Source organism: Bdellovibrio sp. KM01 (assembly GCF_013752535.1).
Taxonomy (GTDB): domain Bacteria; phylum Bdellovibrionota; class Bdellovibrionia; order Bdellovibrionales; family Bdellovibrionaceae; genus Bdellovibrio.
On record NZ_CP058348.1, the window covers coordinates 2,412,880 to 2,436,698 of the forward strand.

18 protein-coding genes are annotated in these 23,819 nt (G+C 45.8%); 11 read left to right on the forward strand and 7 right to left on the reverse strand.

The genetic code is table 11. The features are described 5' to 3' along the window. Nucleotides 1–11 precede the first annotated feature (11 nt). The 4 genes from HW988_RS11765 (at nt 12) to HW988_RS11780 (ending at nt 6,928) form a co-directional block, all read left to right on the forward strand. Nucleotides 12–1,058 (forward strand): glycosyltransferase family 9 protein, encoded by a 1,047-nt coding sequence (locus tag HW988_RS11765; RefSeq protein WP_181604451.1) that lies wholly within the window; start codon nt 12–14, stop codon nt 1,056–1,058. After that, nucleotides 1,055–2,335, forward strand: a complete 1,281-nt coding sequence (locus HW988_RS11770; RefSeq protein ID WP_181604452.1) for a 3-deoxy-D-manno-octulosonic acid transferase — start codon at nt 1,055–1,057, stop codon at nt 2,333–2,335. The genes HW988_RS11765 and HW988_RS11770 overlap by 4 nt, the downstream gene beginning before the upstream one ends. Before the next feature lie 275 nt (nt 2,336–2,610). Beyond that, on the forward strand, nt 2,611–3,669 hold the full coding sequence (locus HW988_RS11775) for a hypothetical protein (protein WP_255489972.1): 1,059 nt from the start codon (nt 2,611–2,613) through the stop codon (nt 3,667–3,669). Next, nucleotides 3,656–6,928, forward strand: a complete 3,273-nt coding sequence (locus HW988_RS11780; protein WP_181604454.1) for a hypothetical protein — start codon at nt 3,656–3,658, stop codon at nt 6,926–6,928. Before HW988_RS11775 ends, HW988_RS11780 begins: the two co-directional genes overlap by 14 nt. Here HW988_RS11780 and HW988_RS11785 read toward each other — a convergent pair. Genes HW988_RS11785 through HW988_RS11795 form a run of 3 tightly spaced genes read right to left on the reverse strand, consistent with a single transcriptional unit; the run spans nt 6,918 to nt 8,631 of the window. After that, the gene (locus HW988_RS11785) at nt 6,918–7,340 is read right to left on the reverse strand and encodes an NUDIX domain-containing protein (RefSeq protein WP_220128731.1); all 423 of its coding nucleotides are present in this window, start codon (nt 7,338–7,340) and stop codon (nt 6,918–6,920) included. The genes HW988_RS11780 and HW988_RS11785 overlap by 11 nt on opposite strands. Further along, nucleotides 7,340–8,074, reverse strand: a complete 735-nt coding sequence (locus HW988_RS11790; protein ID WP_255489973.1) for a helical backbone metal receptor — start codon at nt 8,072–8,074, stop codon at nt 7,340–7,342. Before HW988_RS11790 ends, HW988_RS11785 begins: the two co-directional genes overlap by 1 nt. A gap of 23 nt (nt 8,075–8,097) precedes the next feature. After that, nucleotides 8,098–8,631 carry a DUF3465 domain-containing protein gene (locus tag HW988_RS11795; RefSeq protein ID WP_181604455.1) on the reverse strand — a complete coding sequence of 178 codons (534 nt, stop codon included), beginning with the start codon at nt 8,629–8,631 and terminating at the stop codon, nt 8,098–8,100. A 171-nt stretch (nt 8,632–8,802) separates the two neighbouring features. On the opposite strand from HW988_RS11795, the gene HW988_RS11800 reads away from it, so the two are divergent. Together HW988_RS11800 and HW988_RS11805 are read left to right on the forward strand one after the other, a co-directional pair. Continuing rightward, a complete protein-coding gene (locus tag HW988_RS11800) occupies nt 8,803–10,095 on the forward strand; it encodes a hypothetical protein (protein ID WP_181604456.1) in 1,293 nt (430 codons plus the stop codon). Between the two features lie 23 nt (nt 10,096–10,118). Further along, nucleotides 10,119–10,961 carry an MBL fold metallo-hydrolase gene (locus HW988_RS11805; RefSeq protein ID WP_181604457.1) on the forward strand — a complete coding sequence of 281 codons (843 nt, stop codon included), beginning with the start codon at nt 10,119–10,121 and terminating at the stop codon, nt 10,959–10,961. 91 nt (nt 10,962–11,052) lie between these two features. Here HW988_RS11805 and HW988_RS11810 read toward each other — a convergent pair whose 3' ends face one another. Continuing rightward, entirely contained in the window at nt 11,053–11,763 is a 711-nt protein-coding gene (locus HW988_RS11810) for a hypothetical protein (protein ID WP_181607768.1), read from the reverse strand. Between the two features lie 70 nt (nt 11,764–11,833). On the opposite strand from HW988_RS11810, the gene HW988_RS11815 reads away from it, so the two are divergent. Genes HW988_RS11815 through HW988_RS11825 form a run of 3 tightly spaced genes read left to right on the forward strand, consistent with a single transcriptional unit; the run spans nt 11,834 to nt 15,380 of the window. Continuing rightward, nucleotides 11,834–12,976, forward strand: a complete 1,143-nt coding sequence (locus HW988_RS11815; protein WP_181604458.1) for a phosphatidylserine/phosphatidylglycerophosphate/cardiolipin synthase family protein — start codon at nt 11,834–11,836, stop codon at nt 12,974–12,976. Between the two features lie 44 nt (nt 12,977–13,020). Continuing rightward, nucleotides 13,021–13,623: an ATP-binding protein gene (locus HW988_RS11820; RefSeq protein WP_181604459.1), complete on the forward strand. Its 603-nt coding sequence runs from the start codon at nt 13,021–13,023 to the stop codon at nt 13,621–13,623. Further along, a complete protein-coding gene (locus HW988_RS11825; RefSeq protein ID WP_181604460.1) occupies nt 13,620–15,380 on the forward strand; it encodes a hypothetical protein in 1,761 nt (586 codons plus the stop codon). Before HW988_RS11820 ends, HW988_RS11825 begins: the two co-directional genes overlap by 4 nt. Nucleotides 15,381–15,476: 96 nt before the next feature. Here the strand turns inward: HW988_RS11825 and HW988_RS11830 are convergent, their stop codons facing one another. From HW988_RS11830 to HW988_RS11840, 3 genes are all read right to left on the reverse strand, one after another. Next, nucleotides 15,477–17,417 (reverse strand): response regulator, encoded by a 1,941-nt coding sequence (locus HW988_RS11830; RefSeq protein ID WP_181604461.1) that lies wholly within the window; start codon nt 17,415–17,417, stop codon nt 15,477–15,479. Nucleotides 17,418–17,535: 118 nt separating this feature from the next. Continuing rightward, nucleotides 17,536–18,006: a hypothetical protein gene (locus HW988_RS11835; RefSeq protein WP_181604462.1), complete on the reverse strand. Its 471-nt coding sequence runs from the start codon at nt 18,004–18,006 to the stop codon at nt 17,536–17,538. 72 nt (nt 18,007–18,078) lie between these two features. Further along, a complete protein-coding gene (locus HW988_RS11840; RefSeq protein ID WP_255489981.1) occupies nt 18,079–19,827 on the reverse strand; it encodes a SpoIIE family protein phosphatase in 1,749 nt (582 codons plus the stop codon). A gap of 194 nt (nt 19,828–20,021) precedes the next feature. On the opposite strand from HW988_RS11840, the gene HW988_RS11845 reads away from it, so the two are divergent. Together HW988_RS11845 and HW988_RS11850 are read left to right on the forward strand one after the other, a co-directional pair. Continuing rightward, entirely contained in the window at nt 20,022–21,872 is a 1,851-nt protein-coding gene (locus tag HW988_RS11845; RefSeq protein WP_181604464.1) for a FecR domain-containing protein, read from the forward strand. Next, the gene (locus HW988_RS11850; protein ID WP_181604465.1) at nt 21,869–23,818 is read left to right on the forward strand and encodes an ATP-binding protein; all 1,950 of its coding nucleotides are present in this window, start codon (nt 21,869–21,871) and stop codon (nt 23,816–23,818) included. Before HW988_RS11845 ends, HW988_RS11850 begins: the two co-directional genes overlap by 4 nt. Nucleotide 23,819 lies beyond the last annotated feature (1 nt).

Here is a 23,819-nt window from a genome sequence, read left to right on the forward strand (position 1 = left end):
AGGATTCCCTCATGTCTCAAATTGAGACCCGTAAGGGTGCTAAAATTTTAATCATTCGCTTTTCAGCGTTTGGCGATGTCGTGCAGACATTGAGCGTTCCTTCTGCGATTGCACAAGCATTTCCAGAGGCCGAGATCCATTGGATCACCCGCAAGGACATGGCACCTTTACTGCGCAATCATCCGCACATTCACAAGGTGTGGGAGTTTGATCGCAAAGCTGGTGCAGTGGGTTTGATGAAACTTGTCTGGTCGATGCGACCCGAGAAATTCACGCATATTTACGACGCCCATAACAACAGCCGTTCACGCATTATTTCTTTCATCCTTCGGCCTTTTGGTTTCTTGGGCTTAGGACCCAAGTTCATTCGTCGTTCGATTCGTCGCTGGAAAAGATTTTTACTTTTCAGATTCCGCATCAATAAATTCGAACAGCCCTTCAACGGTCAGCGCGATTTGCTGGAGCCTTTGCAAAAATGGGGCGTGAGTAAAGCGGCCCCGGCGGCTCCGCAGATTTTTCCAAGTTCTGAGGTAGTTGAAAAGGCCCGGGGGATTTTGGGTGATTACGTCAATGCTGTTTCATTGGCACCATCAGCGGCATACTTTTTAAAACGTTGGCCGAAGGAGTACTGGGGACAGTTGATTCAGCTGATGCCGGATCAGAAGTTTGTTTTACTGGGTGGCCCTGAAGACTCATTTATCGAAGACATTCATGCCGTGGCTCCAGGGCGAGTCATGAACCTGGCTGGGAAAACTTCGTTGCAAGTGAGTTCTGCGGTGGTGGAACTTTCTCGTGCGGTGATCAGTAACGACACGGGCCTTTTGCACGTGGCCGAGCAATTGGGAAAAAGAACGATTGCTTTGATGGGCCCGGCTCCTTTTGGATTTCCTTCACGCCCGACAACGAAAATCATGGAACTTGATTTGTACTGCCGTCCTTGCAGCAAGCACGGTCAAGGGCCATGCGTAAACAAAGAAAAATTCCATAAGTGCCTGGTGGATATCACTCCAGTACAAGTAGCAGAACAGTTGCGCCACATCCTTGAGGAAACAAAATGAGTCTGTTGGTGTTTTGGTTTTATAAATTCGTATTGGTGCCCTTTGCCTGGATCGTGTTGCAGCTTCTGCGTCCGTTTATCAGCGGCAAGTTGCGCGAGATGATCGAGGATAAAAACCATAGCTTTTATAAAATGACTCACCCAGGGACTGAGAAATTGATTCCTTTGCATCGTCCATTGTGGATTCATGCAGCCAGTGGCGAAATTGAATACGCGCGCCCCGTGATTCGGGAGTTTAAAAAAGCTCACCCCGATATCCCGGTGATTGTGACCTATTCATCCCCGTCTGCTAAAAAGATTTTGGAAAGCATGCACGACATCGATATGTGGGCAGCGTTGCCATGGGATTTTGATATTTCGATCGCGTCTTTTATTGAAAAATGGAATCCCCGCGCTCTGCTTTTCTCGCGCACAGACGTGTGGCCGGTTTTAGCTCGCGTTGCCAAGAAAAAGCGCCTGACGACGGGTCTCTTTTCAGCAACTTTTGCTGACAACTCTTCCCGCCTCAAAGGTTTTTCAAGATTTGTGACGAAGTATGCGATGAACCAGTTGGATGAAATCCATTGTGTGACTGAAGAAGATCGTCGCAATTTATATAACCTGGGTATCAAAACCAAAATCGAAGTCAGCGGCGACACCCGTTTTGATCAGGTTTTCCATCGCCTGGAAAACCCCAAACAATTGAAAAATGAATTGATGCCTTCGACGGATGATTTCGTTTTTATCGCGGGTTCCACTTGGCCCGAAGACGAAGAAGTTTTGGTCCAGGCTTTAAGCAAAATCAAACGCGATAATTTGAAAATGATCATCGCACCCCATGAAACAACTGCTGCGCACTTGGAAAAGTTGGAAAAGCAATTCAGCGATGCGGGATTACCGTATGTGCTCTATTCAAAATCCACGCATTGGCCTTTGGGAAGCATTCTACTGGTTGATAAAGTGGGCATCCTGGCGGAGCTTTACACCTGGGCTGATATCGCCTTCATCGGCGGCAGTTTTAAGAAACAAGTGCACTCCGTGATGGAAGCCCTGGCAGCAGGATTGCCCGTGATGGTGGGCCCCCACCACCAAAACAACCGCGAGGCTTTGTTCTATCAAAAGAAGAACTTTTCTTCAGGCATGATTGTACAAGTCGTGCATAACTCTGAAGATGTGATGGTTTTGATCGATCGCATGCGTAAGAAGTCCTTTGCCTTCCCTCACATCAAAGAGGAAATTCGCTCTGAGATTGGTAAGAATAAAAACTCCACTCAAAGGGTTCTAAGCAGCTTTTTTTAAGGGTGTTTCAACTTAAAACCCAGCGAAGAAAACTCATGTTGTCGGACCGTATTGGCAGGGCCGCTTCGATACCCTGTCCGGAAAGTGACAAGCCTTTTTTGTCACCGGGTGCTCCGGCAGTATCCTATTTGTAATATATAAGAATAGGCCCCCCAACTTGTGTGCACAGAACTTGAAGTGAACAGAGGTACTGGGGTTTTATGAAAAAGGCCGCTATTACATCACTTTGTCTCATTTTGATACTGTCATTGAGGGTCTTCGCTCAAGGCACGTCTGTGACCAGCGTATCAACCGACACTGAGAAGAAAAAGTTCTCGGCGGAGTGGCGTTTATCTATGAAGGGCGCGGATGAAGGCGATGAGCAAACTCAAGCGACTTACGTGGACCTGCGTTTAGAGGTTAAATCCAAGTATATCTTAAGCAATTCTCTTTATATTGATCTTCAACCTGCGATCCGTTTGGTTTCTGGCCAAGCTCAGACATTGGACGGCGCCGATAGCATGAAAAACTCGATACTTTTAAATCAAGCAGGCTTGATGTTTAAACCTGCGAGCTTCTTCCAATTGGCCGCCGGCGCTTTGGATCAGCACTATAACCATACGTCTTTACTGGTAGATTCTATCGCCTTCCCTTCTGCGCGCATGCAAAGCCTTTTTAGAGTGGGTTCTGTCGTTTCTGGAATCGTGATTGAATCAGCTATTCCAACTTCGACTTCTTTAAGCTCGAACACTCAGGAAAAAGAGCCTACTCCAAGTCTTAATTCCGCGTCCTTGCGTTTAAATTTTAACGCTTCCAAAAATGCTTTCTGGAAGAACAAAGTGGGTTATTTCATCTACAACAACCTACCCTCAGCGGTGGCTCAACAGTCGATGCTTTTGGGTAATGAAGTGAACACAGTTTCTGATGCTCACTATGAATTTGTAAATAAATATGCCGGAGTCGAAGCCAGCACGGATTTGCAAATTCCCTTGGGCACTTTGCTCGACATCACTTTGGAATCTGAATACGTTAAAAACACTCAAGCTAAAGAAGACGTGAACACGGCCTATAACGTGGCTTTGGGTAGCATCCTGCACGTGTCCTCGGCTTTGGACATAACTTTAAAAGCCAAATACTACTCTGTAGCACCAGAAGCAGCAGTTTCTTACTTCAATGCCCGCGGCTATGAAACAAATCGTATTGGCTATGAAGTGAGCGGTTATTTGAATTTCTTAAAACAGGGATACAACTTGGGTGCCTCTTATAAAGACGCTGAAGTTATGTTCACAAACACTGTTCAATCACGCGAGAAGACAATTATGATTAAGCTGGAGACTTCTTATGCCAACATCTAAAATGTTTTTCTTAAAACTCATTTTAGGATTGAACCTTTTAACGCTGGCAGCGTGTAACCTGCCATCACCGAAAGACAAGACTGAAGGCAGCTCTGAAGCTGCAACCTTCACTATCGATAGTATCAAAGGATCTGCTGCCTCTGAACAAACAGCCGGCGCTTTTGCGTTGCCTGAATCTAAAGTATTCAACTTCTCTGTTTGCGTAAAAGATGTCGCATACAACAAAACGATCGCGGGCCATAAATTTAAAGTAACTGAAGTTGACCAAACAGTGACGTCCGATGCTGCTGGATGCATCAACTGGTCTGAAAAAATCAAATATAACTACCTAGCGAACTCTCAATACATTGAAGTGACTCGTCATATTCAAGGCATGGGCTTGCAAAAAGGCACTCGTGAAATTGATCTTGCGATCAACCCGTGGTCTCACGGTGAAACTTTGCCCGCAGTGGTTGATTTGCGTAAAGAGCAAGTAGACCAATTGGTTTCGGATAAAAAAGCCATCCAACAAGCACTTAAAGGATTTGGTACAGACGATAAACTGCGCACGCGTAAATTGTGGGTGGAAGACGGCCGTCTGTTCGTGAACGAACAAAAGATGACTTCTGACGGAGTGACTTTGATCGCAGAATTCCGTGGCGCTCCTTCTGTGCAGTTAACGAAAATGAATGGCGAGTTCATTCTAAAAACTCTGGCGTCTGGAACTTTCAAAGCGCGCATGAGCCTGATCCATATCTACACTGAAAAGAACCAGGAAATTCACCGCCTGTTAGCTCAGTCCGAAGTCATCACCAGCACGATGGCGAACGGTACTTTAAGCTTAAAAGCTCCCATTGCTTTAAATGCGGTGCCGACTCGTGGTCAAGTGGCTTTTGGTTTGGAACTGGCTCCCCTTGATGGCCCGGAAGGTCTGACGCCTTTCCAAGGCTTTTTCATGATGAGCGAGTACGACCAAATTAAAGGTACGAATATGTTGAAGGTCAGCTCTCAAGTGGCGCAGTCTAAAGACTTTAAATTGTCTGAGTTCGTAAATGCGCAAATGATTCAACCGTCAAAAACAGGCGCTAACACTGTTGACGATGAGACGTACCAAAAACCTAAAATCGAAGTTTCACAATTGGAATATAAATTCATTCGCGTGGGCGAAGAAACCACGGCGACACGTGAAGTGATCTATAGCGTAAAAGCTTGTGTGAAGAGTGGTCTGGACCAAAAAACGACTCGTGCGCACACGTTCACGATCACTAAATTCCGTCAAAACACGACGGAACCAGCACAGACGGTCAATATCAAAACAGACAACAACTCTTGCATTACTTGGGATGAAAGCATCAAGTTTAAGTACTTTGATTGCCAACGTTTCCTTAAGGGTTCTGTGATGATTTCCAATAAGGAATTGGGAATGAACGAAACGGTTCCGATGTTGGTAAACCCTTGGGAAACTTGGGGTCCTATGGGCCGTGACGCTCGTTACATCGATCCAACTGAAAAATTGATCTTGGATTGTAAGCAAGAAAACCGTCCACGCACGCAAGTAATGTTGGATGCTTACAGCTACAACACGGTTTCTTATAACTACTCTGTGGATTCTTTGTTCAACTTGAATGTGACTAAGAAAATCCAAGTTCGTATGGATCCACATTTGCTGGTGTATTCAAGCCTTTCTAACGGTCGTTCCGAAGTTCAAAAACTTCGTGATGGTACTTACTTGCTAAAAATGGCCGTGGTTAAAAATGCGGACTATGATTCTAAAAGAACTGTAGTTTCCTATGCACAAAAACTTGTGACGGTTCTGACAGGTCAAATCAACACGGAAATTCAATTCCAAACTCAGGATTTGAAGGCTTTGGGGAACCGTAACAACATGCTAATCGAGATCTACCCTGTTGATGAATCTAAAGTTCAAGTGGGTCAAGATGGTCAGCTTGCGATGAAGGATGCGAAAGCTTCCTTGGATTCAGCTATCGACAAAACAAGCCAGCTTGAAACTCCGACATTCATGGGCCCCGTGGTTCTGAATGTGGATGAGGCTGGTCGTAATGTGCGTGTGGCAGACGCCTCTGCCATCAATAAATTCTTGCTTGAAGGCAAAGGCGAAAACGTACAAAAACCGACGATCCAACAGATCATCAATCAAGGTCAGATTGAGCAATCTGAGCGCGTGAAAAACCAAGTGGCTTTGGCGAAACCTGCTACTTATGCGATGAACAACAACTTGGATTTGATCACTTTGAACACGGCTGTGAACCACAATACCTTGGGTGCTTTGGTACCATCTATGGTGGGTCGCAACCCTCGCCTTTTGACGACGAAAAAAGATCTTGCTGATATCGTGACGACGGGCAAATTGACGGCAGAAACCGCACAAAAACTTTGTGCCTTCTGGGCGCAAGACTACTTGCCGCGTATGAACCGCGAAAAAGGTGGAGCAATCCAAACTCAATTCGCGACTTTGTTCGGTGGCGATTGCATGAGCACGGTTAAGAAAAACCCGGAATCGTTCTTCCAAATTGAACGCCGCATGAACGTTAAAAAGGTTATGGGTAGCCGTTACTTGCAAGGTTACAATCAAGGTTTGCAAGTCGGTACAAGCTTTGGATTGAGCCACTCTAAATCCAGAACGTTCTCGCAAAGCGTGGGTGCTAAAGCAGGCCTCAGCTTTAAGTTTTTGGAGTTCTTCTCGGTGGGTGCCGATGCTGGCGTATCTTTGTCATGGGCAGAGTCTCAAGCAACAGCAAACGGTATCGGTGTGAACACGTCGACAACAATGACGGTTCAGCAAAGCAAAATCAAAGTGCGCGTGGGTCAATACGAACAGTGTGCGATCGTAAAATTGAATCCCGCATTGTTTATCAAAAGTCAGAAATCTTGGTATGACATCCGTCGCTCTGATTATGTGAACATCTTGAATCCGGCTTTAAGCGAAAACGAAACGGCAGCCGCTGTAACTCGTGGCTTGATGTTGTGTGAAGGTACGGACCGCACGTTGCCAGTGGATGTAACTGAAAACTTCTATTTGATCGCCCAAGAAACTTCCAGCACGCAAATGCAGGATAATGGTGATGATCGCAACCGTAACTTCTTCCTGGCTTTGCGCTCGACAGCGGATTTCAATAAGTTCGTGGCGGCTATCAAAGGGAATGTGATTATGCCTGCGACGGCGCAAGCGAAAGAAGCGACTGTGACGGATGCCACAGATATGATCACTAAAATGTTCGCAACGGGCTTACCAATCAGCCCAGGTATGTTCAGGAATTAATTTTCTCTAAGGCCCAAGTTAAAACTCGATTGAGTCTTGGGCCAAATAAATACTTACACTCATCCGCCGAAGCCCAACGATACTCGTGATGTTCGGGCTCCCCTAAAACTTCACTGATGGGCATTTCAATTTCCGGAGTGCCTTCGACCAATCCGATATAATAGCGTGCGACCTTCCCCTGCCCATAACGTTCGGTTTCGTAATAGTCATGACCGAAAGGAAAGTCTTTGGGATGGAGACTGGTTTCTTCTTTCATTTCACGCAAAGCTGCTTTGAAAGGATCTTCTTTCAATTCCACTTCGCCTTTGGGAAAATCCCAATAGTTGAAACTGCGTAAAATCAGAAATCTTACACCCTCTTTGTTTTTACTGAATGGGACCACTCCCGCGGAAAGAATATTTCGGGTCGTCATTATTTCAGAGTCTCCTTAAGAAACTGGATCGAGCGGTAACCGAACCACGAGAACGACTCCCCGTTCACGATGGCTCCTTCCACTCCCAGGCCCTTAAGGTCTGAAATCTTTTTGGCAAAAGGAAAAGGTTCTGATGAAAACAGACAAAGAGCATTCGGGTGATCTTCCAGTTCAATGACAGGATACTTTTCCCCTTCGGGAAACTCGACCACTTTCATTCCAAGTTTGTTTAAAACAGATCCGATATAGGTTTCTTTGCTTACTGCCATCCACGGTTTTTTCCAGATCAGATATAAAACTTCACTGTAATTCTGATGGGGGATTTTCACCCAGTCCAAGAATCCTGGAATTTTTCGGGGATCAAATGCAGGCGTCGGTTTTTCTAAAATATCCAGACAATCGACGGCCATTTCCATCAATGTCGGGTTTTCGAAAAACTCCCCCAGCTTTACCAATTCTTGCTGGAGAGTTTCAAGGGAATGAACGTGCGTTGCCAGGTACTTAACCGGGCACTCCTCTGCCATCTCATAGGGATTTTCTTCTTGATCCAACAAAACGATGTCAGGTTTTAGATCCATCACCAGATCCCAGGATACTTCCTTGGTCCCACCGACGATGGGAATATTGGTGATTAATTTTTCGGGATGGATACAAAAACGCGTGCGTCCGACAACATTGATTCCAGCTCTTAACAATGTCTCGGTCCACGATGGGACCATGCAAACCACACGCATTTCTTGTCTCCTATAAAAGAAGACTACATGGCCGGTTGAAGGGAGTCAAAATCTGGTTCCCAGTCATAGAACTGGCGCCCATGAGGCATTCCGTGTAAAACGCCATCGACCATGACATAACCGGATTCATGACGGTTGTTTGTTGATTCATGAACCCAGTGAAGGATCGCACCGTCTGGAGATGGCTTATAGTGACCCGCTTTGGCATTGGAAGTAATGTAATCACCGCACGCCTCCACCACTCCCCCGATGCGCAGGTTGTCGATTTCACGGAAGCTTGTGTTGTAAATCACTTCAATTGTATCGCGAGGACCTTCGCCGATTTTAACTTGGAAATGTTGGTGACTGGCTTTGCCTTGGTATATATTCGTCACGACACCATAAATATGACCGCGATTTTTGTACTGATTCTTGGTTTGTTTCTTCCAAAGCAAGATCTGTTCGTTGATGACTGGGATGGGTTGCCCATTTGCTATGCAATCCGGCGCTGCCTCTGTCGCGAAGGCGATGGTTCCTGATAAAATCAGAGCTAAAACCGTCAATAAATTCCGTTTCATAATGCACTCCTTTGCATTTAAAAATCGTCAGCTATTTTCGCGGCCAAAGCCAGTAAGATGTGCCGCTTCATTGTCAGAGTTCTGTTAACCCCGCAGAGCGAAAATAAAGTGAAAACTTGATTCTTGTTGGGAGGCAGATAACTATGTCCCCTTTCAAATACGAGGTAAAAAATGACGCAACTAATCCCACTTAAGGAAAAACCAGCTCTAAGCCCTTACAAAAAAGGCGATGTCCTTGTTTTGTTCGGCGAACTTTTCTCCCGTGGTTATGCCAACGGTTTAGTCGAAGAAGCTGAACGTCGTGGAATGACGATCGTTCGTGCAACAGTGGGTCGCCGTGAAAAAGACGGAACATTGCGCGCGTTGACTGCTGAAGAAACAGCCAATATTCCACAACCATTTATCAACGTTCCTTTGGAAGCCGGATTCGATATGGAGCCCGCAACAAATGGCGTGACTCCTTGTGATCAATTGGCCGGCATCAAATTGGGCGAGTGGGAAAATGCCAAGCTTGATTGGAAAGCGATTGATGAATCACAAAAAGCGGGTTCTGAGCGCTTCAAAAAGAACACTGAAATTTTCATCAAAGAACTCGAAAAACACATCCCCGCTGGTGCGAACGTTTTGTTTGCTCACTTGATGGCCGGTGGCGTTCCCCGTACGAAAATTATTATGCCGATTTTAAATCGCGTTTGTAAGGGCACGGGCGATCGCCACGTGGGCTCTCAGGCGTTGATGGATTCTGAAATCGGTCAGTTCTGTTTGCGTAACTTTAAGGAAGTCACGGCTGAAACCTTCAAGCATCTGGTTGAGATCTCGACTCCATTGCGTAAAAAATTGGAAGCTTCTGGCAGCCATGTTTCTTACACAGCTTACGGTTACCATGGCACAGAGGTTTTGATTAAAAACGATTACAAATGGCAGACTTACACGTGCTACTTCCAAGGTTGGGCGAAGATGGCTTTGGAAGACCACTCCATCGCATTCGCGAAACAAGGCATCCATTGCTGCGTTTACAACTGCCCAGAGATTTTGACGAACTCTTCGTCAGTCTTTCAAGGTGTTGAAGTATCACTTTACCCTTTGGTTACAGCTATTCAAAAAGACGCCGGAGATAAAAAACACGGTGAACAGGTTTTGAAGCAATGCCAAGAACTACTGAAAGACGGCGTGACGTTTGAACAGATCAAAGCCTTCACTGATGAATATCTGACAAATCCACTGACTTTAGAGTTTACAAAGTACGACAAGTGGCCGCAACATACTCGTCAGGATCAGATGGAGTACATGTTGAAGTCTTCGGACTATCTATTTGATTTGCATAAGGATCAAAAGAATCTGATCACCGCTGTTTTGTCTGAAGTGGTCTTTAAATCTTGTGGCTATGTGATGCTTCACGATTCATGGACACCGAAGTCACCGGTGGCTTGGTTGGGTCACGATATCGTTGCTCGTTGCATGTAACATCAGCGACAGAAAGGTTTAGGATGTCCGTAGTAGCTGGGGAAAGCTGGAGTTATCAGAAATATAAATTCCATGGCCTTTCCCTTTCAGGCATCCGCACCGCCATCGCCATGCCGGAGCTTTATTTAAGTTTCGACGTGGCCCAGGGTTTTCCCTATCTTTTGAATCTTAAAAAATTCTTTATCAGCCATGGTCACTTGGACCATGCTGCTGGAATCCCCTACATCATCTCTCAAAAAGCCATGACCTCGCAAAATGCGGCGCAGTTTTATATGCCTGGAACATTGGTTGAACCGATGACCAACATCATGCGCGAGTGGGAAAAAATCGAGGGTCATCAATACAAGTTCGAATTCATCCCCGTGAATGCCGACGATGAAATCGAAATCAACCAGCAAAATTATGTTAAGGTGTTTCCAACCACTCACCGCATCGAGTCCTTCGGCTACACATTGTTTGAAACGTCAAAAAAGCTTCGCGCCGACCTTCAAGGAAAAAGCCAGGAAGACATCGTGAATCTGCGCCGCAAAGGTGAAGACGTAAACGAAATCCATCATCACCCGATGGTCACATTCACCGGTGATACTCAGATTGAATTTTTGGATGTTCGCCCTTGGGTTAAGAAATCAAAGATCTTAATCATGGAGTCCACTTATCTGGACGATCGAAAAACCATCGCGAACGCCCGGGAGTGGGGTCACACTCATTTAGACGAAATCATCCCGCGCCTGGATGAAATCGAATCCGAACAAATCGTGCTGATTCACATCTCCAGCCGCTATTCCGACGCCGAAGCCCTCCGCCTAATCAAATCCCGCATCCCCGAAAAACACCAAGCTCGCATAGTCCTTTTCCCCGGCCGCTAAAAGGCGCTAAAAGGTACGGACACACTTTCTCCATAAAAAAAAGGCCGGTTGAATCCCAGCCTTTTTTATGGAGAAAGTGTGTCCGTACCTTTTAGAACAGGTCGTTTAGATCCATCCAGATTTTGCGGTTTTTTTGTTTTTTGCTTTTGAAATAATCTGTCCACTCTTGCGGTGTGCGCTTATTCCATTTATCAGCCAAATTGGCTGCGAAGATCAAAGGAGCTTGGCCCTGACCCAATTTGTCTTTGGGTGGACGAAGTGCTGTTAGCATTTCAGGACCATAGAATGCCGAAGGCATCAAACGATCTCTATCACCCAACTCCCCGATGATCACAGCATTATGAACTTGTCCCAAAACCGTGCGAGTCAACGGACCTGACGCTTCATTGTTCTTAGGAGCACCCGCAGATCCGACCACGATCATGCCGCTGTCTGCGCGTTTATTCAAAGCTTCAAGGAACGCTTTGCTTTGCTCGTTGGACTTCAAATTGAAATCCAAAAATACAAAGCTAGTATCCGCAGGAAGAGTGTTGATGCGTTCATGCATCGTCGCCTCATCCACCGCGCCTTCAGCAGTATAAGGTGTGTAATTGATAATTTCGCAGTTTTTGCACGATGCTGCGGAATCAAAAACGGGCTTCACCTTCAATTCAAAGTCAGCCTGGTTTTGCATACCGAAATAGATCACACGTGTTTTGCCCGCAGGAACGGATGCTTGCGCCAAAGCGCTGCCCCAACACATTGCACCGAGAAGACTTACTGTCACAATTCTTTTCATAGTTCTTATTTTGCTTGATGCCATAGATTTCAAGTTTGCCCTCCCCCTTGCTTTGCTGTCGACTTTTTTAATTAGTTATTGAACAATGCAGCATATGGATTCATGGAGTGACGTAAAGCTGTTTCATAATGGTGATGCTTATTTTGAAAGTCTGATTCAAGACATTCAAAATGCGAAAGAATCCATTACTATTGAAAGCTATATTTTCGATCTCGACAAGCTGACAGAAAACATTCTGAAAGAGCTTTCGCACGCCGTGAAAAGAGGCGTCTCCGTCAAACTGATTCTTGATGGATTCGGCTCTTACTATAGTATTCCGCCGGTTTTGCGCTATTGCCAACAACATGGCATCGAACTTCGCGTGTTTCACATCATGCCTTATCCGTCATCGTGGCTGCATCGTCTGCCCGCATTTGAAACTATCAGTAAAGCCAGCTGGTGGAGACGTATGAATCGCCGCAACCATCGCAAAGTGATTATTTTCGATGAAAAAACGGCCTATTTGGGAAGTTTGAATTTCGCTCAAGTTCATTGTGCAAAGTATGTAGGCAACAAAGCGTGGCGAGACACGGGTGTTCGCGTTCAAGGTCCCGCCGTTCGCCAACTGGTCATCGCAACGCAAATCACTTATCTGCGCACTATATATAAAGGATTTTTGTCGTGGATCAGCCGATGGAGAGTGCCATCTTCCCCCTTGAGCTCCGCCGTTCAACTAAACACCACCCAAAAGATGCGAAAACATCTTTACCGCGACATGCTTCGCAAGATTTCTCACTCTAAAAATCGCGTTTATATCACCACCGCCTATTTTCTGCCCAAACGCTCGGTGATGCGAGTCTTGATGCTCGCCAAAGAGCGCGGAGCCGATGTCAGACTTTTGATTCCCGGTAAATCTGACGTGCCTTTCTCCAAATGGGCGTCATTTTTCCTGGTGCGCTTTCTCATTCAAAAAGGCATCCCCGTTTTCGAATACCAAAAGTCCATTTTACACGCGAAAACGATGATCATCGATGATGAAGTCTATGTGGGTTCCTTTAATTTGAATTACCGCAGCCTCTTTCATGATCTGGAAGTCATCGCGCACTTTAAAGATCAAGGCACTTTGAACAATATGCTAACGCAATGGAATGAAGACTGTGGGAATTCACTCAACCTTGCAGAAAACCGCCTGGGTGCAAGCTCGTGGTTTTTCCGTGTCCTCTATAAAATCGCTTTCAGACTGCGATATATGCTCTGATTTTTACTTTGACCTCAGGCTTGGTTCTATCCGATCCTAGGAGTATGAAACAGGTAAAAATCGTTATTACAGGTGGTCCTTCCGGCGGCAAAACAACTTTGATTGAAGCTCTGAAAAAAGAGCTGGGACAAAAATGCGCCGTGGTCCCTGAAGCCGCCAGTATTCTTTATCGCGGCGGCTTTCCCCGCACCAAAGATCCTCAAGGCTTGATCAATGCCCAAAGAGCGATTTACTTCGTTCAAAAAGAGCTTGAAGACATGATTTGCAAGACCAGTCAAAAATCTTTGATCGTTTGTGATCGCGGCTCCATCGATGCTTTGGCGTACTGGCCGTTTGCTCCTGAAAACTTTTTTAAAAGCATTGATTCCAGCAAACAAACTGAATTTGATCGCTATGACTGGGTTCTGCATTTGGATACAGCGGATGTGGACTATTACGACCTCAGCAATCCGATTCGCACTGAAACTTTCGATGAAGCTGAGGTTTTGAATTCAAAAATCATGGAAGCCTGGAATGGCCATACTCGCCGCGTGGTGATTGGTCACAACAAGGATTTTCTTTCAAAAATGACGACGGCTTTGTCCGTGATCAACGCCATCATGGCCCATAAAAGTGCCGACGATATCAACAAGGAGCTTTTGACATGAAAAACAGCAGCATTTTGTTCTTAGCCCTTGTTACCTGCGCCGTCGCTCAAGCAGATGTGCGTAAACCCATGCTGTTTCAAGCCAGCAAAAACAATCTGCAGGTTTTACCACAACGATTTGAATACACTTTGATGGATGAAGACCGTTTGAAAGTCGGCGACATTTTGATCGATTCCACGAAAGTGACTTTCGATCTGCAGGCCCCGACTAAAAACGATGCTCCCTACAAAGTGCGCTTCACTTGGCCCGCAGATCTTTTGAAAGATGGCGAACTAGCGATTAAGAATAACGCCGGAAAAGCGATCTTCACCACTCGTCTGGATCAAGAAAACGTCAAGATCTCCAAAAACGAACGCGACCAGGAAAACCTGCGATCCGATTTGGCAAGCCTTACTGTTGAACTGAAGGATGCAAAAATTGTCGACGACATGAAGTATCTGCCGTTCATGACCTTCTGTATTTATCGTCAAAGCGATGAAACGCAAACTTACCTGTGCTCGAAAGAGTTGTATCTTTCTTCACAGCAAGGCCAATTGGAAGTCCGCCCTCGTTCTTCTTCTAAAAAAACAGCTCAGGTTGAAATCAATGGTAAAGTCGTGGGCAATCAGGGGATCATCTACTTGAACGATCGCTCTGAAAGCGTTTCGTTCAAAGCCCTGACTCAAACAGGGGCTTTCCTGGAAATCGCGACTCGTATGAATGACGTGGATTTCAAAGACGCCGTTCAAACTGAAAATGGCCAAAGAATCGTTCTGACAGCTTCCGGAGCAGACCCTGCAGATGGCAGCAAAGTGCGACGCTTAACTGATGGCAGCTGGCAAGTTGTTCTTTCTAAAGAACGTCCCCTTTTGTATCTGAAGGGTGACGGCGATATTCCAATGCGCCAAGAGTTTTACGTGCGTGGAGCCATTGCTCCTGCAAAAATCCGCCCGACACTTTCTTCTAAGTCTGTGACGAAAACTTATTCTTCCAGCGTTACTTTGGAAGGAACTGCACCGGCAGACGTATCCGTGAGCGGTGATGGATCTGACAAAGACGCCGTATTCCAAGGGGACGGCCATCAGTTCAATTGGACTTTAAGCAATCTGCCATCGGGAAAAAGCACTCGCCACTTTGTGAACGTAAAATCCGGTTCTGATAATTTCATGGCGGGATTCGATATCGAGCGTGGAAATCCTTTCTCTGCTTGGCTTGGTGCTCGCTACCAAACGCCTTCAGGAATCGCCTTTGGGACATTCGGGTTTGAGTGGTGGTTTGAAAACTTCCTGGGTCTTCATTCGGATGGCACTCGCCTGCACTGGGGCTTGGCACTTAGCCGGGATCAGCATTTAACGACGAATGCTGACTACCCTGAAGTTGATTTGACAACGGCAGAGCTTATCTGGCGTGCACAACCGGGCTTCCATTTGCAGGATGAAACTTGGGGCCTCAGCATTCCGTTCCAAATGGTTCAAGGCAAAGACGCCAGCTCCATGATTTACGGTGTGGGCTTTTTCGTTCAAAATCAGCCGACAGCGAACTGGTTGAAAAAAATGATGGAATGGTCTGAGTTAAAATTGCAGTACTTCCCAAGCGGCACCGGCGATGATTTCAAAGTCAGCAACGCTTACCGCCTGGAAGGCAATGGCTACTATAAATTCAAAAAAGATTTCTATCTGAAATACGGCCTGGGATTTGTAAATTATAAATACGACCCCGCCACTCCAAAAGAAGACATGCAAATTGAACTGAACGGCATGGCTTTCTGGAAATTCTAAAAGGTACGGACTTACTTTCTCCAATAATAAAAAAGGCTGGGTTTCTATCCAGCCTTTTTTATTGGAGAAAGTAAGTCCGTACCTTTTACGTACCTTTTATTTCTTCTTGAAGAAGCCTGAAACCATTTGTTTCAGATCCATATTGAAGACGTCTTGTTTTTGATTTTTCGCGGCCGCACTTAAAGTCGACAACTCACGGCGTGCTGACATGAAGGATGCATCCATCGCAATCGCTTTTTCCAGCTGTTTGCGGGCTCCCGCCAAATCACCACGGATCTTTTGGAAAAGACCCATCACGAATGGATAAAGAGCATCGTAGCGTTCATCTGGAGGGACTTGCATCATCTCCATTTCAACCTCTTTACTGATCGCCGCACGACGAACACCATCAGCCGTTGCGGCTACACCCAGTTTCGCCCATGAACTGTAAAGATGAAGTTGAGCTTGCTGCGGATTCAATTTCGCAATCTCTACCACCATAGTCATGGCTTTGGAGTACTGCGTATATTGTAGGGCCTTCTTCACATCTTCCATCATGCTATTCGCTTTAAGCTTGTTCTCGGCCTCAGAGCGCTGAGCTTCTTGACGGAATGCAGATGCTTTGTTGGAGTCTTGAGCAACCAGAACAGCGTCTTCCGCTTCCTTCTTGATCTTGTTCCACAAATTCGCCACTTCTGATTTTGGATCAGCAGGCTCTGGGCCCAATGTCGTCAGGAAGTCTTCAAGGACACTTTCCAATGAAGACCCCATCGTACCGCTTTCCATGTGGGTCACGATCTCAAAACCGTTTTTACCTTCAAGATTCGCCCAGATTTTCTGCAAGGACTTCAATTGAACTTCCGGAGATTCGAAAGCCGCTCTTTGAGCAAACACAATCAAACCCTTTGTCAAAAGGAAGTGGACCGCTTTATAGACACCGATCTCTGTATAGCCTTTGACATCCAAAAGCTTATTGATCGTCGTCTCGCCGTCAATCTTAGCCATGAAACCATCCAGGGACTTAATCATCGACATGCTAAGTGCCGGATGATCATCCGTATAGGTTGGACTTTTCGCAATCACGTTGCCCGTCCAGATCATGTAGAAAGATTTCAACCAGTTCAATGACAATTTCGAAGCAATCCAGTCATGCAGATAGTGCGAAAGCGCATCGGCATCGATACTTGGATTGGACATTTCAACTTCCGCCGACGCAAAGTTCACACGGATTTTTTCATCCACGATCGTTTTTACCAGACGGATATTCATTTGCTCCATCAGGATCAAATCAAAGGCATGCGGGCTCAATTGATTGTTCTGAATCAGATAGTTACCAATACGGCGATTGTTTTTGTCACGCAAAGCCGTTTGCACGTCTCCAGGAGTTGCATAACCACTTTGAATCAACATCTCACCCAGGAATGTCGTTTTATCGTCAACGTCAACACCGACGATATTGCCATTACAGAACGAGATACCGGAAACAGATCCATCAGAATTATAAATATTCAAATAACCACTGCTCTTAGTTTCCACCAAAAGCGAATACAAGAACGGCAAGTCAAAGCCGCTTACTTCTTCAATCGACTCGATGACCTTACGTTTTTGGCGATTCGTCACTTTGGGATTGGAGAACATTTGATACAGAAGCTTACGAGCACTTGTCGTTTCTTCTTTGACAGAAGCTTCTTTTTTAACCAGCTTTAAAACTTGATCCATTTCAAAGGGCTTACGCAAGAAGGCCAATGCCTGAGTCTTATTCGTCGCCTCTTGAATGAATGCTTTATCTGTGAAGATACCACTCATCAAAACGACTTTGAAACGAAGGTTGGGGTTTTCCGTGCGTGTGCGCTCGATAAAATCCATCCCTGTCATTTGCGGAAGCATACAGTCACAGAAAAGAAATTCAATGTTATTGGACGTGAGCATGCCCGTCGCTTCATCAGGACGGCTTGCAACAAGTACGGAATGTCCTGCGCGGCTCAGAATTTCCTTCAGTGCCGCGGAGACCGACTCGTCATCTTCCAAAATAAGGATTTTACTTTTAGCATCACTCACGATTCTCTATTCGGCTTTAAATGCTCGTATATTTAGGTTTAAAATGAAGAAAGCGAGCCTGGACCACAGGACTCGCTTCACTTTCTAGACCTTCAACCTAGACTCTTGTCTGGTGTTTTTACTTCTTGATGAACTTGAAGTACTTGGACTCGATCACGTCCATTTCCATGTCGTTACCGTCCTCGTCCTTAATACCCTCAGGTGGCGTTACGGAACCCTCTTTGAACTCAGTACCGTATCGGAATAGGACATTTTTCTCAGCACCGGAATCGTCGTTGTAGTAAGGAACATAGAACGAAGACACCTTCGCAGATGTCGGCAAAAAGCCATCCACCATGTTGATTTGGTCTACGATGACTTTCGGGCAGTTTGCGAATGTGATGTCAGCAGCTCCCGCTGTGCCCATCCACTTGATCCACTCACGTATACCGCAAGAATTGATACTCTTAACGCCAGCAAGTTCCATTTCAATCGCCTGATTTCCAGACAAATCGAATTGGGAAAAATCAACGTCTTCGTCGATTGTTCCATTCATCTGAACAGACAACTTACTAGCTGCTTTGTTCATTTTAACGTCGAGTTTGCTCATCCTTAATTCTCCCACTCATCTTGCACTAGAGGTGCACAAATCTAACCTATAAAAAAATCATTTATGATTTTACTAAATACCGTCGTTCTTCACCACAAAAAAGGTCACGTCATCGACTAAAGGCGCTCCCTGACGGTGTGCTTGGAAACTGGTTACAAAACGCTCCACAGAATCCGCCACAGAAGGGAAATCTTTATTAGCCGTGATCAGCGCTTTGATAAATTCGCGCTCTCCCCAGGCATTCTTACCCGGATTTTGAATGTCTGGGATACCGTCAGTATAAAAGAAAACAGCGTCCCCTGGGGATACTTGAATGCTCGTTTGCTCATAAAGAGATTCACGAGACTGTCCCAATCTGGGATTATTCACTTCATTTAGGGCCACTAAATCCTTTTTCTTTAAGGCATCGTCAGATTTCTTGATCAAGAAGGGCGCTTCATGAGAGGCGTTACAATAAACCAGTCTGCCAGTTTGCAAATCGAAACTCGCCAAGAAGAAAGTCATCATGATGCGCCCTTTAGAAACATCATAAATAGAGCGATTCAATAGCTCCATCGCTTTCGCCGGAGAAATATCCAGACGCTCGATGATCGTCGAAGCGGACTTTGCGGCGCTCGTGATCAAAGCCGCAGGAGCTCCATGCCCCGTCGCGTCCCCGATCCACAAAAAGATCTTTTCGCCCACTTGGCAGTAATGCCACCAGTCGCCACCACACTCAGAGGCCGGTTCGTAAAATCCTGCAATCGAAAGAGGACCAATTTTAGCCCTCGCATCCGGGAACAGGGTTTCTTGCACCGTTTTTGCGGTTTGCAGCTCTGATTCCATACGCGCTTTTTCAGCAGTTTGTTCCAATAGACGGGACACCTCGGCCGCCATCAAATTGAAATTATCCGCAAGGCTTCCCACTTCATCTGTGGAAGTCACATCGACACGCACATTGAAATCACCTTCAGCAACCTTCTTGGTTGCCGAGAACAATTGTGTCAAAGCTTGTGTGATACCTGTCGAAGCAAAAAGACTGATAATCACTGTCAATGAAATCAAGATACCGAAAAAGATCAAAGATTTTCTGATCAAGATCTGCATCGCGCCCAATGCTTTGGATTTTTCAATCGTCGTAACGACAGTTAAGTCACCAAAACCCGCTTTAGAGAAAGACACCAGGTAATCCACGCCATTGGGACCTTTTACCGTCTCTGCCCCCTGCCCGATTTTGCTGGCTGTATCTGTCAGAAAGTTCGGCGTGATGATGGATTGCAGGTATTGCCCCACCATCTTTGTTGGACCAAACAACACCGTGCCATCTTTTGCGATCAAGTACATTTTTTGTGAAGTCGCTGCATTGAACATTTCTGCAGATTCGCTCATTCGCACTAACAGGGCGAAAACTGTGGCCTTGGTTTTATCCTGATTCCAAACTTTATCCATGATCAAAACACGGTCGTCATTGAAAGGAACTTTCACAACACGTTGATTGGCATCCACCTCTGTAAAGTACATCGGAAGATTCGCCTGCAATGATTTGATCAGGTTGTCTGCACCATCAGGAACTTTTTCAAGTGACGCGACTTTCTGATATTGGCCATTCGCGCCCGGAGTGAAAACCACAACATCTTCGATGGAATATTCATTTTCGAAAATGGATTTTGCTACAGGAGTGAACTTATAAACCGAAAGGTAATCTTGATAGATGGGCTTGGCAGTTCCCAGCACAGCATTGAGCTGTGTCTTAATTTGAGCCGCCATCGTGCCTGACATACTGCTGGAAGAATCAAAGACGTAAGCAATCTTATCGTCTTCAAAGATCCGCAGTGCCAACACGAGATATGCCGTTAACGTAATCAACGGGATAGAAGTTAAAAGTAAGAGAATCTTATATCTAATTGATATGCCACGTTTTTTCACAGAGTCAGTATGACCCGTAACAAGAATCCCGAAAAGAAATTCTCATATAAGTTAGCCTTAGGTCCGTAAATTAAAAACCCGACTAAGCCGATGAGTTTACCGGGAGATATATGACACGTTTAGGAAAAACAGAGAAAACAATATTCGGAGTAGCAGTTCTCGTGTTGCTGTTGTTCTCGTACTTCTTGTACGACGACTCCTTGTTATTCCCTAAATCCAACCAAAGCGAAATGGAACTGATTGGTTCCGTCGCAACATCGCAAAACGACGTGCGCAGAAAGAACCTGGATACATTCAGTTGGTTGCCTGCGACTCGCGAAGATAAAATCTTCGATAATGATTCCATTTACACCGGGGACCGTTCCGAGGCTCAAATACGCCTACAAGATGGCACCTTGATTCGCATCGCCCCTAATTCATTAATCACTTTGAACATGAAAAATGGCCAGATGATGCTCGACCTGCGTTACGGTAACTTGGTCGGTGATATCACTCAGGGTTCTCAAATCAAAATCAAATCCGGTGCAGAAGAGTTCAACCTGGATGGTGGCGGTAAGATCGAGTTCAAAAAATCCCACTCCGGCAACGTCGACCTTCGTCTGTTAGCGGGTAAGGTGAACTATCAGGACAAAAAAGTTCGTAAGTCTTTAGAGAAAGAGCAACCGATCGCGGTCTCCCCTCAAGGCGTGAAAGCCTTGGTCAAACCAACGGTTGAACTTTTGACGGCGAACAATGCCACTTTCGTGCGTGAAAATCCAGATGATAAGATGCCCTTCAACTGGCGTGGTCGTGGTAATATCGCGCGCTTTGAAATGGAAGTTTCACCGACGGCTGACTTTAATAATGTCGCTGTTCTAAAAACAACAACCGAAGGCAAAACAGAAATCTCGGAGCCTTTGGAACCAGGTCCTTATTTCTGGCGCGTCAAAGCCTATGATCGCAATGGCGAAATTGGCCTGTCAGAAACTCGCCAGATGTCCCTTCTTCATTTGAATGTTCCGGTGATCACATCTCCGGGCCAGAATGCTGAATTCCAAATGGAACTGGAAGTACGTGATCCTTCTCAGCTGGCGATCTCGACAGAGGTTCGCTGGTCTGCAGATTCCATGCTTAAATCCTATCACTGGCAAATTTCCCAGGATGAAAAGTTCGAGAAAGTTGTGAAAGAAGGCAATTCCTTCGTTCAAAACACTCTGACACCTCGCCTGCCATCCGGTACTTACTGGGTGCGTGTGAATGGTGCCACTCAAGACAAAAAAATCTCGGGCTGGTCAGCAGCAGTTCCTTTCACGATCCAAGTGACAGCGAAAAAAGAGCCGATCCCGGATCGTCCAGAACTGATTGCCAAAGACATCAAGTTCCGTCTGCCTCGTCCTGATGAACGCAGACCTGCCAGCGAAATGGCTCCGAAAATGGAGTGGACTTCGGTGGCGAAAACCCGCGGCTATCGCGTGCAGGTTTCCAAGGACTTAAACTTTCAGAAACCGCAACAGTATGATGTGCAAGACACTTCTGCTTTGTGGTCACAAATGGAAAAAGGTCAATCTTACTACCGTGTGTATGCCGTCAGCCCTAAAGGCCAACTGAGCCCACCGAGTGAGGTTGGCAGCATCTTAGTTGAAGATATGAAACCGATCTTGACGTCTCCGCAATTGATGGAGCCGTTTAACAATATGTCGATCTTCCTGCAAACTCAGCAAGAGCCTTTCATTTGGCTGGAGTGGAAAAAAGTTGCGGGGGCGACGGGATACACAGTGGAAGTGTCTGACAAAGAAGACTTCTCCCGCATCCTGTACACGTCGACGTTGCCGGGCAATCGCTATCTAATTAAAAGCAAAGTGCCATTGGGTAAAATCTATTGGCGCGTGCGAGCAGAAGCTCAAGGCGACACGCCGTCTACGTGGACAGATAAGCGTGAATTCACGGTTTACCATCAGAAAAATGAAACATTCGTAAAATGAAGATTCAATACTCGCTGTTCGACACATTGCTAGAACCCGTTTTTGTTCTGAACGCAGATCAAAAGGTCATCTATTGCAATGAAACAGCGGCTGTTGTCTGTGGTCTTTCCGTCAGAAAAATCACTCGTGGTTCGATGAAGTTCCTGGATCTTTTCACGTTCAGTGAGCCCATTGAACAATTGGAAAAGTTGATCCACGTCTGTGACCCGACTCCTTATAAAGAAGTGACGTTTAAAACCTCTCAAGGTGGTGAAGGTAAAGTGCAAATCACTTTACAACCCGTCTTTGACTCTATGGGTGATAAAAACTGGATTGTCTTTGTGCGCGACGTGACTTTGGAAGAACGCCTGCAAAAGAAGTATCGCGCTGAGCTTGAACAAAAAGAAGACGTCATCAAAGACCTTGAAGACGCCAAAATTCAGCTGGAAAACTATTCTAAAAACTTGGAAAAAATGGTTGCAGACCGAACTGCTGAGTTGTCACGTTTGAATCAAATGATGACCGCCCTGCTGGACAGCTTAAATCAGGGCTTCTTGATCTTTAACGAACAAGGTCGTGTGTTGGAAGTAACTTCCAAAGCCTGCGAATCCACTGTGGAAGATCGCCCCCAAGGAAAAAATATTTGGGATGTATTAAAACTCCCGGCAAACAAAGTCGATGGCTTCCAAAAATGGATGAAAACCATTTTCATGGAAATGCTGCCCTTTGAAGACCTGGCTCCCCTGGGACCGGAAAAATACCCCCACTCTCAAGGAAATCACATTGCCCTGGAGTACTTCCCCCTTCGCAATGCAGAAGGTAAAATGGATGGTATCGTGATGGTCGCATCCGATATCACTCGCCTGGTGGAGGCTCAAGAGCAAGCCGAACGCGATCGTGCTTATGCAAATTTGATCATCAATATGGTGCAGAACAAAAACCAAATCGGTCGCTTTGTTCGGGAATCCGAATCCCTATTGTCAGAGCTAAAATCAGGTCTTAAAGCTTCGTGGGAAAATGCGGATGATGAATCCCTTTTCCGTCAATTGCACACTTTAAAAGGTGGCGCGGCGTTGTTTTCTATCCAGGATATGACAGAAGCCTGCCATAAAGCGGAAACGTTGCTGGCGGAGTTTAAAGAATCCCGCAGCGCCGATCAATATCAAAAACTTCAAGATGAAAGCCGTTTGGTTGAAAAAACCTTTCAAGCTTTCCTTACAAAAACTCAGGAAATCCTGGGCGGCAAAGCATTATCACAAGAACGCCTCTTGGAAATCCCCGTCAGCAAACTTCAATCCACAGTCGAGCAGCTGCAAAATCTTCCGCAAGGAAACTCCGCCGCCCGTCTGCTGCTGAATGAGTTTATGATGGAAACCGTGGGTTCTTTCTTTGCGGCATATGACGACGTCGCTCAGAAAGTGGCCGAAAAACAAGAAAAACAATTGAATCCTGTGATCCTAAAAAATGCGGAACTAAAAGTTCTGCCGGAAATCTACTCAAACCTCTTTGCGACGTTTGTGCATTCGTTCCGCAACTCTGTGGATCACGGCATCGAGCTTCCTGCCGTTCGGGCAGAACTGGGAAAACCCACTGCGGGTACGATCAGCGTGCAATTTGATGTTTTAAGAAAACCCGATGTAGACTGGTTGCAGATTCGTATCGACGATGATGGTGCTGGTGTGAATGCCAAAGTCATTCGCGAAAAGCTTACAGCAAAAGGCCTGGATGTTTCCCAGGAATCTGATCAGGAAGTTATTCAGCACATCTTTGACAGTCAATTCTCCACTCGCGAACAGGTCACTGAGACTTCCGGTCGCGGTGTCGGCATGGATGCGATCAAACACGCTGCCGAACATCTGGGTGGTACTGTTTCGGTGAGCTCTGAAAATGGAAAAGGCACATCCCTGATAGTGGAAGTGCCTTATATTATCGATATATTGCCAGCGAAAAAACTCAACGCTGCTTAAT

Coding starts and splice junctions, on each gene's coding strand:
- HW988_RS11790 (WP_255489973.1), bottom strand. CDS start 8,074: ATGCGTGTGGTTTGCATGGTCCCATCGTGGACCGAGACATTGTTAAGA.
- HW988_RS11835 (WP_181604462.1), bottom strand. CDS start 18,006: ATGAGCAAACTCGACGTTAAAATGAACAAAGCAGCTAGTAAGTTGTCT.
- HW988_RS11815 (WP_181604458.1), top strand. CDS start 11,834: ATGGATTCATGGAGTGACGTAAAGCTGTTTCATAATGGTGATGCTTAT.
- HW988_RS11820 (WP_181604459.1), top strand. CDS start 13,021: ATGAAACAGGTAAAAATCGTTATTACAGGTGGTCCTTCCGGCGGCAAA.
- HW988_RS11845 (WP_181604464.1), top strand. CDS start 20,022: ATGACACGTTTAGGAAAAACAGAGAAAACAATATTCGGAGTAGCAGTT.
- HW988_RS11770 (WP_181604452.1), top strand. CDS start 1,055: ATGAGTCTGTTGGTGTTTTGGTTTTATAAATTCGTATTGGTGCCCTTT.
- HW988_RS11850 (WP_181604465.1), top strand. CDS start 21,869: ATGAAGATTCAATACTCGCTGTTCGACACATTGCTAGAACCCGTTTTT.
- HW988_RS11780 (WP_181604454.1), top strand. CDS start 3,656: ATGCCAACATCTAAAATGTTTTTCTTAAAACTCATTTTAGGATTGAAC.
- HW988_RS11785 (WP_220128731.1), bottom strand. CDS start 7,340: ATGACGACCCGAAATATTCTTTCCGCGGGAGTGGTCCCATTCAGTAAA.
- HW988_RS11800 (WP_181604456.1), top strand. CDS start 8,803: ATGACGCAACTAATCCCACTTAAGGAAAAACCAGCTCTAAGCCCTTAC.
- HW988_RS11805 (WP_181604457.1), top strand. CDS start 10,119: ATGTCCGTAGTAGCTGGGGAAAGCTGGAGTTATCAGAAATATAAATTC.
- HW988_RS11810 (WP_181607768.1), bottom strand. CDS start 11,763: ATGGCATCAAGCAAAATAAGAACTATGAAAAGAATTGTGACAGTAAGT.
- HW988_RS11825 (WP_181604460.1), top strand. CDS start 13,620: ATGAAAAACAGCAGCATTTTGTTCTTAGCCCTTGTTACCTGCGCCGTC.
- HW988_RS11765 (WP_181604451.1), top strand. CDS start 12: ATGTCTCAAATTGAGACCCGTAAGGGTGCTAAAATTTTAATCATTCGC.
- HW988_RS11795 (WP_181604455.1), bottom strand. CDS start 8,631: ATGAAACGGAATTTATTGACGGTTTTAGCTCTGATTTTATCAGGAACC.